A 13,293-nucleotide genomic window follows, 5' to 3' on the forward strand; every position below is an offset into this window, starting at 1 on the left:
GGGCTCCCCCGACCTGTGCCATCGTGTCGGTGGTACCGGACGACACGGGGGACGAGGATGAACAGCCCTGACGCGCACCAGAACACGATCCGCATACCCGCAGACCGCCTCACCCTGGAAGGTGTCACCCCCGCCGCCGCGCGGGACCTGGCCGGTGGCGGGGACGGCGGGTTCCGGTGGGTGGCGGGCGGACCCTTCGACGGCACGCGGGACGCCGCCGGGATGCTCGTGAAGGCGTACGAGGGCGGGGTGCACCGGCCCGAGTGGGGCATGTTCGCGCTGGTGCGGCGCGAGGACGGGCGCGCGGTCGGCGGCATGGGCTTCCACGGCGCGCCCGACGAGGACGGCTGCGCGGAGGTCGGCTACGACCTGGCCCCTTCCGCCCGCGGCCACGGCTACGCCACCGAGGCGCTGCGCGCCCTGTCGGCGTGGGCGCTGGCCCGCGACGGCGTACGGCGGCTGTTCGCGACGGTGGAGCGGGACAACGGCCCCTCCCAGCGGGTGGTGACCCGCGCCGGTTACGTCCGGGTGGCCGACGCCGGGGACCTGCTCGCCTACGAACTGCGGCCCTGAAAACCCACCCGTAGGGGCACCGCTACGAACTGCTTTCCCGCAGACGGCGTTTGCGGCGGCGCAGCCCGGCCGCGTGCAGCAGCCGCACCACCTCGCGGCTGCTGACCTCGACCGCGCCGGCCGCCACCGCGTCCGGGTAGCGGTGCGCGGGCAGGTCGTAGTGGTCGCGTTCGAAGGCCCGCGCCGGCACCCCCAACGCGGCGGCGAAACCGTGCAGTTCGCCGTAGGAGTCGTCGCTGACCAGGTGCGACCACATGCGGCCGTGTCCGGGCCAGGTCGGCGGGTCGATGTAGACGGTCACGGCGCCACCGTGCCACGGGCGGCCCTCACGACGACGTCTTCCCGCCGATCGCCTGCGCCAGCGCGCCCACCGGCGCCACCTTCACGCCCGCCTGCGCGCACACCCAGTGCGGATCGGGGCCGAGTTCGGGCTCGACGTCGAGGGCGTGCGGGTCGCCGTAGCCGCACACCGGGCACAGCGGCCAGCGGCCGTACCGCTCCAGCAGGGCGTCCTGGACGTCCTGCGCGACCAGCCCGGCCACGTACCGCGCCCCGTCCGGCCACTGCTCCACCCACCAGCGGCGCTGGACGACGGAGTCCTCCACGAGCGAGACCACGTCGGCCTCGGCGACGTCGCCGGCGACGAGATCGGCGAGGACGAGGGCGCGCGCGGCGTGCAGGGCCTGCTCCAGAGGGCTGAGGGATTCCATGGCTCCATTGTGCGCACGCCCGCGCTGCGCGCACGCCTGCGCCCGGGGTGCGCATGTGCGCACCCTTGACCGCGGACCCGGACAGAAAATATCTTTCATACGTGACCCAGGACGTGAAGGAAATTTTCGCAGGCTCGGGCACCGCCGCAGGCCTCACGCCTCCCGCGCCCGCCGCCCTCGCGGCCAAGGTACGCACGCTCGCGCCGTCCATGACCCGCTCCATGCAGCGCGTCGCCGAGGCCGTGGCGAACGACCCGGCCGGCTGCGCGGCCCTGACGGTCACCGGCCTCGCCGAGCTGACCGGCACCAGCGAGGCCACCGTCGTGCGGACCGCCCGGCTGCTCGGCTACCCCGGCTACCGCGACCTGCGCCTCGCGCTCGCGGGCCTCGCCGCCCAGCAGCAGTCCGGCCGCGCCCCCGCCATCACCACCGACATCGCGGTGGACGACCCCATCGCCGACGTCGTCGCCAAACTCGCCTACGAGGAACAGCAGACCCTCGCCGACACCGCCGCCGGACTGGACACCGTCCAGCTCGGCGCGGCCGTCGCCGCCCTGGCCGCCGCCCGCCGCACGGACGTGTACGGCATCGGCGCCTCCGGCCTGGTCGCCCAGGACCTCACCCAGAAGCTGCTGCGCATAGGGCTGATAGCGCACGGGCACAGCGACCCGCACCTGGCCGTCACCAACGCGGTGCAGCTGCGCACGGGCGACGTGGCGATCGCGATCACCCATTCGGGCTCGACGGGGGACGTGATCGAACCGCTGCGGGCGGCCTTCGAGCGCGGCGCGACCACCGTCGCCATCACCGGCCGCCCCGACGCGCCCGTGACCCAGTACGCCGACCACGTCCTGACCACCGCCACGTCCCGGGAGAGCGAGCTGCGCCCGGCCGCGATGTCCTCCCGGACCAGCCAACTTCTCGTGGTGGACTGCCTGTTCGTCGGAGTGGCCCAGCGGACGTACGAGACGGCGGCACCCGCGCTCTCGGCGTCGTACGAGGCACTGGCCCACCGGCACAGCCCACGGGGCGGCTCGCAGCGTTCGTGACCGCCCCGCCCGGGCCCGGCGAGCTCCCCGGGCCCGGGCCGGCCCCACCTCTTCAAGCCCCAGCGCCACCGCACCCGCACCGCACCGCACGGAGAGAGCCGCCCCTCATGACCTCCCCCTCCCCCTACCGTCAGCTGCGCACCGAGCTGGAGTCGCTGACGACCGAGGCGTTCCGCCCCGAACTGTCCGAGATCGACCGGCTGCCCACGGCGGAGATCGCGCGGCTGATGAACGCCGAGGACACGGCCGTGCCCGCCGCCGTCGCCGAGCGGCTGCCGCAGATCGCCGCCGCGATCGACGCGGTGGCCGAGCGGATGGCGCGCGGCGGCCGGCTCATCTACGCGGGCGCGGGCACCGCGGGACGGCTCGGGGTGCTGGACGCCTCCGAGTGCCCGCCGACCTTCAACACCGAGCCGGGCCAGGTGGTCGGCGTGATCGCGGGCGGCCCGGAGGCGATGGTGACCTCCGTCGAGGGCGCCGAGGACTCCCGGGAGCTGGCCGTCGAGGCGCTCGGCGCCCTCGGCCTCACCCCCGACGACACCGTGGTCGGCATCTCCGCCTCCGGCCGTACCCCGTACGCCATCGGCGCCGTCGAGCACGCCCGCGCACGCGGCGCGCTGACCATCGGCCTGGCCTGCAACGCGCACAGCGCGCTGGCCGCCGCCGCCGAGCACGGCATCGAGATCGTCACCGGCCCCGAACTCCTCACCGGTTCCACCCGGTTGAAGGCGGGCACCGCCCAGAAGCTCGTCCTGAACATGATCTCGACGATCACCATGATCCGGCTGGGCAAGACGTACGGGAACCTGATGGTCGACGTCCGCGCCTCCAACGAGAAGCTGCGCGCCCGCTCCCGCCGGATCGTGGCCCTCGCGACCGGCGCCCCGGACGAGGAGATCGAGCGGGCGCTGACCGCCACCGACGGAGAGGTGAAGGACGCCGTCCTGGTCCTGCTCGCCGGGGTCGACGGCCCGGAGGCGGCCCGGCTGCTCACGGAGTCGGACGGTCACCTGCGCGCCGCGCTGACGGCGAGCGAGGCGCTGCGGCCGGAAACCGGCGGCACGCCCCGTCCGCTGTAGGTCCCGCCGCAGATCCCGCTGCGGAGAGGGCCGCAGACCTCGCTGTAGGTCAGGATCTGACCTCTATCGTCTCTACCGTGGTCCTCGACCGAGGGACACCGAGGGACCTCGGGAAATGCGGAACGCGGCGAAGGGCTGGGACCATGAACGAGACCACGCACAACGACACCGTGAGCACCGACGCGCCGGCCGTCACCGGGGAGCGCGCGGAGCTGCTGGAGGCGCTGGCCAAGCAGCGTCACTTCCTGAACTTCACCACGCGCGACCTCACCGACGAGCAGGCCGGCCGGCGCACCACCGCGAGCGAGCTGTGTCTGGGCGGCCTGATCAAGCACGTCACGTCGGTGGAGCGGAACTGGGCGGAATTCATCGTGCGGGGCCCCTCCGCGATGCCCGACTTCTCGGCCATGACCAAGGAGGACTTCGCGCGCCGGGCCGACGAGTTCCGCATGCTGCCCGGCGACACGCTGGAGGGCGTACGGACCGCGTACGCGCAGGTGGCACGCCGTACCGACGAGCTGGTCGCCTCCCTGCCCGACCTGGACGCCGACCAGCCGCTGCCCTCGGCCCCGTGGTTCGAGGCCGAGGCCCGCTGGTCGGCCCGCCGGGTGCTGCTGCACATCATCGCCGAGACCGCCCAGCACACCGGCCACGCCGACATCATCCGCGAGGCGCTGGACGGCGCGAAGAGCATGGGCTGACCGCCCCGGGGGCCGCCGCCCGGGCGGTGGCGTGTGCGACGCTGGCCGGTATGAACCACGCACAGCTCACCGCGCTCGGGCGGGCCCTGCGGGTGGTCGGGGAGCACGGTGAGGAGCTGACCGCCGAGACCCCCGACGCCCGGCTGCACGAGATCAAGGCCGACCTGAGGCGGGCCCTGGACCTGCTGGAGGAGAGCGTCTCGCAGGAGCGGCCCGCCACCCGGTGCGCCGAGCATCCCGGCGGTCCCGTCGACCAGGACGCGCCCGACCTGTGCCTGCTGTGCGAGACCCGGCGCCGCGCCGCCCGCCGGGCCCGGTACGACGGCGGCCCCCGGCGCCCGCCCCTGCCCGCCGACGAACCCGCCCCCACCCGCTACGGCGTGCGCGAGGACCGGCCGCAGCCCCAGCAGCGCTGGCTGCCGGAACTGTGGAACGGCCGGGAGTGGCAGCTGTGCGGCACCCCGCGCCGCGAGCGGCGCGAGGCGGAGCTGTTCATCGCGGCGCAGCTGCGCGCGCCCCGCGCGGCGATGGCCTACCGGCTCGTGCACGAGTTCACCGACTACGAGGTGGTCCGGATGTGGGGTACGCCCGTGCGCGTGGACGTCGAGCCGATGGGCAACGTGTAGCCGCCCGCCCCCTCGCCGGGCCGGTGCGGGCTACGCCTTGACCTGGGGCGCCATCGCCTCCCCGGCCGCCGCCACCGGTGTGCCCGCCGCCGCGGCGCCCCGGCCGGGGATGAAGGCGGCGATGAGGAAGCCCAGCAGGGCGGCGCCCGCGCCCAGCGCCAGGACGGTGCGGAAGCCGTTCTCCGAGGGCAGCGCGTAGGGGCCGAACCGCGTGGTGAGGTGGGCGAGGACCACACCGGCGACCGCGCTGGCGGTGGACGTGCCGATGGAACGCATCAGCGTGTTGAGGCTGTTGGCGGCGCCCGTCTCGGAGGCGGGCACGGCGCCCATGATGAGCGTGGGCATCGCCCCGTAGGTGAAGCCGATGCCCGCGCTGATGACGCAGGGCGCCAGCACGAAGTGCCACACCTGGTCCATGAGGACGATGTTCAGACCGTACCCGGCGGCCACGACGAGGGCGCCGGTCATCAGGGTCACCTTCGGTCCCCGCGCCCGCGACAGGGACGCCGAGAACGGGGCGACCGCCATCATCACCAGGCCGGAGGGCGCCATCACCAGGCCGGTGGTGAGCAGCGACTTGCCGAGGCCGTAACCGGTCTGCGCGGGCAGCTGGAGCAGCTGCGGGATGACCAGGGACATCGAGAACATCCCGAAGCCGATCGCGATGGAGGCGAGGTTGGTCATCAGCACCTGGCGGCGGGCGGTGGTGCGCAGGTCGACCAGCGGGGCCGGCACGCGCAGTTCGTAGACGCCCCAGGCGAGCAGGATCACGACCGCCGCGGCGAACAGGCCCAGGGTCAGGCCGCTGCCCCAGCCCCAGTCGGCTCCCTTGGAGACCGCCAGGAGCAGACACATCAGGCCTGCCGCCATACCGGCGGCGCCCACGGCGTCGAACCGGCCGCCGGAGCGGACCTCCGACTCCGGTACGAGCACCCGTACGAGGACCGCCGCGACGGCGCCCAGGGCCGCCGAGGCCCAGAACAGCACGTGCCAGTCGAAGTTCTCGGCGATGACCGCGGCGGCGGGCAGGCCGAGGGCGCCGCCGACGCCGAGGGAGGCGCTCATCATCGCGGTCGCCGAGCCGAGCCGCTCGGCGGGCAGTTCGTCGCGCATGATGCTGATGCCGAGCGGGATCACACCGGAGGCGAGGCCCTGGAGGGCACGCCCGACGATCATCGGGGTGAGCGAGTCGCTGAGCGCGGCGGTGATCGAGCCGATCACCAGCATGCCCAGGCTGAGCAGCAGGATGCGGCGCTTGCCGTACATGTCGCCGAGACGGCCCATCACGGGGGTCGCGATGGCGGCGGCGAGCAGGGTGGCGGTGACGACCCAGGCGGCGTCCGACGCGGAGGCGTGCAGCAGCTTCGGCAGCTCCGAGACGATCGGGATCACCAGGGTCTGCATCAGCGAGACCACGATGCCGCCGAAGGCCAGGACGGCCACGATGGCGTTGGGTCTGGGCAGGGCCGCGGCCGCGGTGGGCCGGGTGGGTCCGTCGGACATGGAAGAGGTCTCCGTCGCGCGCAGGTGTACTTGACTCAAGCAACCATAATTCCATTTGATTGACTTAAGCAAGCTAAATGCGGGCGCGCCTCGGCCGGCCGCCCCCGCGCCCAGGGGGACGGCCGGCCTGCCCCGACGCCCGGCCGGCCTGCCCTGACGCCCGGCCCGGCCCGCTCTGCCGGCCGGGCCGGCTCAGCTCAGGGTGGCCAGCGCCGCGGCGTCGAACGGCTTCAGCTCCGCGAAGCGGTCACCGAGCACCTTCGCCGCCCACTCGGGGTCCTGGAGCAGCGCCCGCCCCACGGCCACCAGGTCGAACTCGTCGCGCTCCAGCCGGTCCAGCAGGTTGTCGATGCCGCCGACCGCGGCGCCCTCCCCCTGGAGCCCGCGGAGGAAGTCGCCGCCGTCCAGGCCGACCGAGCCGACGGTGACGACCGGCCTGCCGGTGAGCTTCTTCGTCCAGCCCGCGAGGTTGAGGTCCGAGCCCTCGAACTCCGGGAGCCAGTACCGGCGGGTGGAGGCGTGGAAGGCGTCCACCCCGGCCGCCGCCAGCGGGGCCAGGATCGCCTCCAGCTCCTGCGGTGTCCCGGCGAGCCGGGCGTCGTAGGCCTCCTGCTTCCACTGCGAGTAGCGGAAGAGGACGGGGAAGCCGGGCGAGACGGCCGCGCGGACCGCCTCGACGACCTCCGACGCGAACTTCGTCCGCGCCACCGGATCGCCGCCGTAGGCGTCCGTACGGCGGTTGGTGCCGGCCCACAGGAACTGGTCCAGCAGGTAGCCGTGGGCGCCGTGGATCTCCACGCCGTCGAAACCGATGCGCTCCGCCGCGCCCGCCGCCTCGGCGAAGGCCCCGATCACGTCGTCCAGGTCGGTCCGCGTCATCGCCCGGCCGCTCCCGGTGCCGTCCGGGCGCAGCCCGGAGGGGCCGACCGGCGGCGCGTCCGGGAACGGGGGCCTGCCCTCCCGGCGGACCATGCCGACGTGCCACAGCTGCGGCACGATCGTGCCGCCCGCGGCGTGCACGGCCTCGGCGACGCGTGCCCAGCCCGCGAGCTGCTCCTGCCCGTGGAAGCGCGGCACCCTGCTGCTCGCACCGGCCGAAGGGTGCCCGACGTACGTGCCTTCGGTGATGACCAGCCCCACCCCGGCGGCGGCCCGGCGGGCGTAGTAGGAGCACACGTCCTCACCCGGGACCCCGCCGGGCGAGAACTGGCGGGTCATCGGGGCCATCGCTATCCGGTTGGGGACGGTCAGGCCGTTGAGGGTGACGGGCCGGGAGAGGATGCGGGCCGCGCGGGAGGCGGACTGCGGCCCGGGAACGGATCCGGGGGCGGTGGTGTCGGTCATACGAGGGGCTCCTCGGAGGGACGGCGAAGACCTGCCAACTGCATACCGCATGGTATGTGGACGTGTCCCCGCCCCCTCTTCCAGGGCGCGCCCCACGGTGTGCCCCCGGCACGCCCGAGGGCGGCACCCCCTGTCGCCAGGGAGTGCCGCCCTCGGAAAGGACGAGCCCGATCCGTGCGGATCAGAAGTCCATGTCACCGCCCGGCATGCCGCCCGGAGCGGCCGCGGCGGCCTTCTCCGGCTTGTCGGCGATGACGGCCTCGGTGGTCAGGAACAGCGCGGCGATGGAGGCGGCGTTCTGCAGGGCGGAACGCGTCACCTTCGCCGGGTCGATGATGCCCTCGGCAACCAGGTCGACGTACTCGCCGGTCGCGGCGTTCAGGCCGTGGCCCGGGGTCAGGTTGCGCACCTTCTCCACCACGACACCGCCCTCGAGGCCGGCGTTGACGGCGATCTGCTTCAGCGGGGCCTCGAGCGCCAGCTTGACGGCGGCGGCACCGGTGGCCTCGTCGCCGTCCAGCTCCAGCTTCTCGAACACCTGGGAGGCCTGCAGCAGGGCCACGCCACCACCGGCGACGATGCCCTCCTCGACGGCCGCCTTGGCGTTGCGCACGGCGTCCTCGATGCGGTGCTTGCGCTCCTTCAGCTCGACCTCGGTGGCGGCACCGGCCTTGATGACGGCCACGCCGCCCGCGAGCTTCGCCAGGCGCTCCTGGAGCTTCTCGCGGTCGTAGTCGGAGTCGCTGTTCTCGATCTCGGCGCGGATCTGGTTCACCCGGCCGCCGACCTGCTCCGAGGAGCCGGCACCGTCGACGATGGTGGTCTCGTCCTTGGTGATGACCACCTTGCGGGCCTTGCCCAGCAGGTCGAGGGTGGCGTTCTCCAGCTTGAGGCCGACCTCCTCGGAGATGACCTCGCCGCCCGTGAGGATGGCGATGTCGCCGAGCATGGCCTTGCGGCGGTCGCCGAAGCCCGGGGCCTTGACGGCGACGGACTTGAAGGTGCCGCGGATCTTGTTGACGACCAGGGTCGACAGGGCCTCGCCCTCGACGTCCTCGGCGATGATCAGCAGCGGCTTGCCCGACTGCATGACCTTCTCCAGGAGCGGGAGCAGGTCCTTGACCGAGGAGATCTTGGAGTTGGCGATGAGGATGTACGGGTCCTCGAGCACCGCCTCCATGCGCTCCATGTCGGTCGCGAAGTAGGCGGAGATGTAGCCCTTGTCGAAGCGCATGCCCTCGGTGAGCTCGAGCTCCAGACCGAAGGTCTGCGACTCCTCGACGGTGATGACGCCTTCCTTGCCGACCTTGTCCATGGCCTCGGCGATCAGCTCGCCGATCTGGGTGTCGGCGGCGGAGATGGAGGCGGTGGAGGCGATCTGCTCCTTGGTCTCGACCTCCTTGGCCTGGTCGAGCAGGGCGGCGGAGACGGCCTCGACGGCCTTCTCGATACCGCGCTTCAGGGCCATCGGGTTGGCGCCGGCGGCCACGTTGCGCAGGCCCTCGCGGACCAGGGCCTGGGCGAGCACGGTCGCGGTGGTCGTACCGTCACCGGCGACGTCGTCCGTCTTCTTGGCGACTTCCTTGACCAGCTCGGCGCCGATCTTCTCGTACGGGTCCTCGAGCTCGATCTCCTTGGCGATGGAGACACCATCGTTGGTGATCGTGGGGGCGCCCCACTTCTTCTCGAGGACGACGTTGCGGCCCTTGGGGCCGAGCGTCACCTTGACGGCGTCCGCGAGCTGGTTCATGCCGCGCTCGAGGCCGCGCCGCGCCTCCTCGTCGAACGCGATGATCTTGGCCATGTGAAGTGGTCCCTCCAGGACTGGGGGTGATTCCTTCGGACCGCGCCCGCGCCCGCGACGGACGGCTCGCCGGCCCTGTGGTTCCTTGCCCCACACGGCCTGCGGGCCTCACCGACCCGGTCCTTCGTTGTCACTCTCACCTTCAGAGTGCTAACGCAATGATTAGCACTCGGCATGGTCGAGTGCAAGCGCCTGCGGGGTGGACCCGCAGTGGATCAGCCGGGGGCGAACGGAGGCGTACCGGCGTGGCCCGGCGAGGCGGGGACGGACGAAGGGCCCGCACCCCCGAGGGAGGTGCGGGCCCTTCGCGTGAAGTACGTTCAGGCGGTGACGCGAACCATGTCGGCCTGCGGGCCCTTCTGACCCTGCGAGATCTCGAACTCGACCCGCTGGCCCTCTTCCAGCGTGCGGTAGCCGTCCATCTGGATCGCGCTGTAGTGGACGAAGACGTCCGCACCACCGTCGACCGCGATGAAGCCGTACCCCTTCTCCGCGTTGAACCACTTGACGGTGCCCTGAGCCATGCCTAACTCCCCTATTACTGGCCCTTGCACAGATCCGCACTTCGCGGATCCGGGTCAGACCTCACCCCCCGTGGATCGGGGGCGTGCGCCGGAACGCGTCGACCGCGGCTGAATGTATCTGTCCAACTGCCGTCTGCAACAGGTCAATCGGACGAGAATTCCGGGCGGGAGCGGTCCGGAATGTGACGAGAATTCAGCCGAACTCAGGGCAAGTCGGGCCCCATAAATCACGACAAATGCCGCAGAATACCCGCGGATTTTGGCTGCTTCTCATCGGCGGACGGCAGGAATCACCAGGCGCTCACCCCGGAGATCCAGGGGCGCGTTCCCCAACTCTACCGTGCTCAATCCCATGGAATTACCCCCTCCGCTTCTCTTGCGGAGGGGGCAATTCGCGGCACGCTCGGTCACCGCCATTACCGAAGGTAATGATCAGCCGCCGGCGACCGCCGGAATGATCGAGACGCCCGCGCCGTCGGGGGTGACCGTCTGAAGGCCCTGCTCGAAGCGGACGTCGTCGTCGTTGACGTAGACGTTGACGAAGCGGCGCAGCTTGCCCTGGTCGTCCAGGACGCGCGCGGCGATGCCCGTGTGGTTCTTCTCCAGGTCGGAGATGACGTCGGCGAGGGTGGCGCCCTCGGCGCTCACCTCGGCCTGTCCGCCGGTGTAGGTGCGCAGGATGGTGGGGATGCGAACGGTCACGCTCATGATGCGAGGCCAGCCTCTCGGAAGGAGTCCAGGGTCGGGCGGATGGTGGCGGTCAGGCCGGTGCCGGCCACCGCGTCCAGGGTCTTCAGGCCGTCACCCGTGTTCAGGACGACGGTGGTCTTCGTCGGGTCGAGGACGCCGGCCTCGATCAGCTTCTTCGTGACGCCGACCGTCACGCCGCCCGCGGTCTCCGCGAAGATGCCCTCGGTGCGGGCGAGCAGCTTGATCGCGTCGACGACCTGCTCGTCCGTCACATCCTCCACCGCTCCCCCGGTGCGGCGCGCGATGTCCAGGACGTACGGGCCGTCGGCGGGGTTGCCGATGGCCAGGGACTTGGCGATGGTGTTCGGCTTCTGCGGCCGGACGACGTCGTGCCCGGCCTTGAAGGCGGTGGACACCGGCGAGCAGCCCTCGGCCTGCGCGCCGAAGACCTTGTACGGCTTGTCCTCGACCAGGCCGAGCCGGACCAGCTCGCGCAGGCCCTTGTCGACCTTGGTGAGCTGCGAGCCGGAGGCGATGGGGACGACGATCTGGTCGGGCAGCCGCCAGCCGAGCTGCTCGCAGATCTCGTACGCCAGCGTCTTGGAGCCCTCGGCGTAGTACGGCCGCAGGTTGACGTTGACGAAGCCCCAGCCCTCGCCGGCCGGGTCGCCGATCAGCTCGGAGCAGAAGCGGTTCACGTCGTCGTAGTTGCCCTCGATGCCGACGAGTTCGCCGCCGTAGATCGCGGCCATGACGACCTTGCCCTGCTCCAGGTCGTGCGGGATGAACACGCACGAGCGCAGGCCGGCGCGGGCGGCGGCGGCGCCGACGGCACCGGCGAGGTTGCCGGTGGAGGAGCAGGACAGGGTGGTGAAGCCGAAGGCGCGGGCGGCCTCCAGGGCCTGGGCGACGACGCGGTCCTTGAAGGAGTGCGTCGGGTTGCCGGAGTCGTCCTTGACGAAGAGCTTGCCGGCGTCGACGCCGAGTTCGGCGGCGAGGTGGTCGGCCTGGACGAGCTTGGTCCAGCCGGGGTTGAGGTTCGGCTTGCCGGCCACGTCGGCGGGGACGGGCAGCAGCGGGGCGTAGCGCCAGATGTTCGCCGGGCCGGCCTCGATCCGCCCCCGCAGCTCCTCGGTGTCGTAGGCCGAGAAGTCGTAGGCGATCTCCAGCGGGCCGAAACACTCCTCGCAGGCGAAGACCGGGCCGAGGGGCACACGGTGGCCGCACTCGCGGCAGCTGAGCGCCGCGGCGGGACCGAGGTCGACGGTGGAGTCGGTGCTGCTTGCAACTGTCTGCACAGCCATGTGAGGCGAGGCCCTTTCTCCTCATCTTCCTCACGACGCATCTCGCCGTGAGACGGATTTGGCACCTTCCCTAGCCGGGAGCCTCGCGGTGGCGACCGGAGCGCCGTCGTGCGGCGATCCGTCGGTACGAGACCGGCTGGAGGGTTGCCGGGGCTTCATCGGGCCGTGTCCCTCTGCCCCTCTGGATGAGCGGTATTCGGTTGTGGTCACGCGGTTGTGGTCACGCGGTTGTGGTCATGCGGTGACGGGTCGCGGCGACCCCGGCATGCGAGCGTCGTCCGCGTTGTTCAAGACTGTAACCGACGGCCCGGACGGGGAGAGATGGTCGTCCGAACCGCGAGACAGATCACACGATGATGTGATCCGGGCCGGGCAGCGGGCCGCGGCGAGACGAGCAGGAGCGAGGAGTCACCGACCGTGCTGGAAGAAGTCGAGCGCTGGCTGAGGACACGGTCCTGGTCCGTCGCCGATCGACCGCTCGACGGCGTCCTGGCCGCCAAACGGGCGAGCGGCTCCGCCGTCAGCGTCGTGCTGCCCGCGCTGAACGAGGAGGAGACGGTCGGGGACATCGTCGCCGTGATCCGCCGCGACCTGATGGCGCGGGCCCCGCTGGTCGACGAACTCGTCGTGGTCGACTCCGGCTCCACCGACCGCACCTCCCAGGTGGCCGCCGCGGCGGGCGCCCGGGTCGTGCACCGCGACGCGATCCTCCCCCGCATCCCCGCGGTGCCCGGCAAGGGCGAGGTGCTGTGGCGCTCGCTGCTGGTGACGCGCGGGGACGTCGTCTGCTTCGTCGACGCCGACCTGCGGGAGTTCTCCGCCGACTTCGTCACCGGCATCGTCGGCCCGCTGCTCACCGACCCGGAGGTGCAGCTGGTCAAGGCCATGTACGACCGTCCCCTGGGCACCGCCGCCGGGCAGGGCGGCCGGGTCACCGAACTGATGGCCCGCCCGCTGCTCAACATGCACTGGCCGCAGCTGGCCGGATTCGTACAGCCGCTCGGCGGCGAGTACGCGGCCCGCCGCGCCCTGCTCGAACAGCTGCCCTTCCCCGTCGGCTACGGCGTGGAGCTGGGCATGCTCGTCGACGCGCTGCACCTGGTCGGCCTGGACGCGCTCGCCCAGGTGGACGTGGGCGAGCGCATCCACCGCCACCAGGACGGACAGGCCCTCGGCCGGATGTCCGCCGCGATCTACCGCACCGCCCAGCTCCGCCTGGCCCGCGGCCACCTGATCCGCCCCACGCTCACCCAGTTCGAACGGGGCGAGGACGGCTTCGAGCCACGGACGTACTCCGTCGACACGGAGGAACGGCCCCCGATGACGGAGATCGCGGAGTACGCGGCACGGCGGGTGGCCTGAGCGGGCCTGGTACGGCCCCGGCGG

At 72.2% G+C, this 13,293-nt stretch carries 13 protein-coding genes, 1 pseudogene and 1 riboswitch; of the genes and pseudogenes, 6 read left to right on the forward strand and 8 right to left on the reverse strand.

Going from position 1 to position 13,293, the window contains the following annotated elements; genetic code table 11:
* Positions 1-81 precede the first annotated feature (81 nt).
* Positions 82-573 (forward strand): annotated as a pseudogene (locus ACFC02_RS02615) (GNAT family N-acetyltransferase); the annotation flags it as partial.
* 22 nt (positions 574-595) lie between these two features.
* Here the strand turns inward: ACFC02_RS02615 and ACFC02_RS02620 are convergent.
* Both ACFC02_RS02620 and ACFC02_RS02625 read right to left on the reverse strand, forming a co-directional pair.
* On the reverse strand, positions 596-874 hold the full coding sequence (locus ACFC02_RS02620) for a DUF4031 domain-containing protein (RefSeq protein ID WP_360967247.1): 279 nt from the start codon (positions 872-874) through the stop codon (positions 596-598).
* Positions 875-899: 25 nt separating this feature from the next.
* A complete protein-coding gene (locus tag ACFC02_RS02625; protein WP_360967250.1) occupies positions 900-1,283 on the reverse strand; it encodes a hypothetical protein in 384 nt (127 codons plus the stop codon).
* Between the two features lie 101 nt (positions 1,284-1,384).
* Between ACFC02_RS02625 and ACFC02_RS02630 the strand changes: the two genes are divergently transcribed.
* The 4 genes from ACFC02_RS02630 to ACFC02_RS02645 all read left to right on the forward strand — a co-directional run bounded on the left by ACFC02_RS02630 (position 1,385) and on the right by ACFC02_RS02645 (position 4,738).
* Positions 1,385-2,332 carry a MurR/RpiR family transcriptional regulator gene (locus ACFC02_RS02630; RefSeq protein WP_360967252.1) on the forward strand — a complete coding sequence of 316 codons (948 nt, stop codon included), beginning with the start codon at positions 1,385-1,387 and terminating at the stop codon, positions 2,330-2,332.
* Positions 2,333-2,439: 107 nt separating this feature from the next.
* Complete coding sequence (gene murQ, locus ACFC02_RS02635) at positions 2,440-3,411, forward strand: N-acetylmuramic acid 6-phosphate etherase (protein ID WP_376351111.1); 972 nt, start codon at positions 2,440-2,442, stop codon at positions 3,409-3,411.
* A gap of 143 nt (positions 3,412-3,554) precedes the next feature.
* On the forward strand, positions 3,555-4,112 hold the full coding sequence (locus tag ACFC02_RS02640) for a DinB family protein (RefSeq protein WP_376351113.1): 558 nt from the start codon (positions 3,555-3,557) through the stop codon (positions 4,110-4,112).
* 50 nt (positions 4,113-4,162) lie between these two features.
* Positions 4,163-4,738 carry a hypothetical protein gene (locus ACFC02_RS02645; protein WP_376351116.1) on the forward strand — a complete coding sequence of 192 codons (576 nt, stop codon included), beginning with the start codon at positions 4,163-4,165 and terminating at the stop codon, positions 4,736-4,738.
* A gap of 30 nt (positions 4,739-4,768) precedes the next feature.
* Here the strand turns inward: ACFC02_RS02645 and ACFC02_RS02650 are convergent, their stop codons facing one another.
* The 6 genes from ACFC02_RS02650 to thrC all read right to left on the reverse strand — a co-directional run bounded on the left by ACFC02_RS02650 (position 4,769) and on the right by thrC (position 11,907).
* Complete coding sequence (locus tag ACFC02_RS02650) at positions 4,769-6,241, reverse strand: MFS transporter (protein WP_376351118.1); 1,473 nt, start codon at positions 6,239-6,241, stop codon at positions 4,769-4,771.
* A gap of 192 nt (positions 6,242-6,433) precedes the next feature.
* Positions 6,434-7,585: an NADH:flavin oxidoreductase gene (locus ACFC02_RS02655; RefSeq protein WP_376351121.1), complete on the reverse strand. Its 1,152-nt coding sequence runs from the start codon at positions 7,583-7,585 to the stop codon at positions 6,434-6,436.
* Between the two features lie 181 nt (positions 7,586-7,766).
* Positions 7,767-9,389 (reverse strand): chaperonin GroEL, encoded by a 1,623-nt coding sequence (gene groL / locus ACFC02_RS02660; protein WP_360967270.1) that lies wholly within the window; start codon positions 9,387-9,389, stop codon positions 7,767-7,769.
* Between the two features lie 320 nt (positions 9,390-9,709).
* Entirely contained in the window at positions 9,710-9,913 is a 204-nt protein-coding gene (locus tag ACFC02_RS02665; RefSeq protein ID WP_004986573.1) for a cold-shock protein, read from the reverse strand.
* A 432-nt stretch (positions 9,914-10,345) separates the two neighbouring features.
* On the reverse strand, positions 10,346-10,621 hold the full coding sequence (locus ACFC02_RS02670; protein ID WP_376351126.1) for a MoaD/ThiS family protein: 276 nt from the start codon (positions 10,619-10,621) through the stop codon (positions 10,346-10,348).
* Complete coding sequence (thrC, locus tag ACFC02_RS02675) at positions 10,618-11,907, reverse strand: threonine synthase (protein WP_376351129.1); 1,290 nt, start codon at positions 11,905-11,907, stop codon at positions 10,618-10,620. The genes ACFC02_RS02670 and thrC overlap by 4 nt, the downstream gene beginning before the upstream one ends.
* A gap of 18 nt (positions 11,908-11,925) precedes the next feature.
* A riboswitch (SAM riboswitch) is annotated at positions 11,926-12,099 on the reverse strand.
* Between the two features lie 225 nt (positions 12,100-12,324).
* Here thrC and ACFC02_RS02680 point away from each other — a divergent pair.
* Positions 12,325-13,269 carry a glucosyl-3-phosphoglycerate synthase gene (locus tag ACFC02_RS02680; protein ID WP_360967281.1) on the forward strand — a complete coding sequence of 315 codons (945 nt, stop codon included), beginning with the start codon at positions 12,325-12,327 and terminating at the stop codon, positions 13,267-13,269.
* Positions 13,270-13,293: the final 24 nt, after the last annotated feature.

This window comes from Streptomyces sp. NPDC056160 (genome assembly GCF_042268205.1).
Lineage (GTDB): Bacteria > Actinomycetota > Actinomycetes > Streptomycetales > Streptomycetaceae > Streptomyces.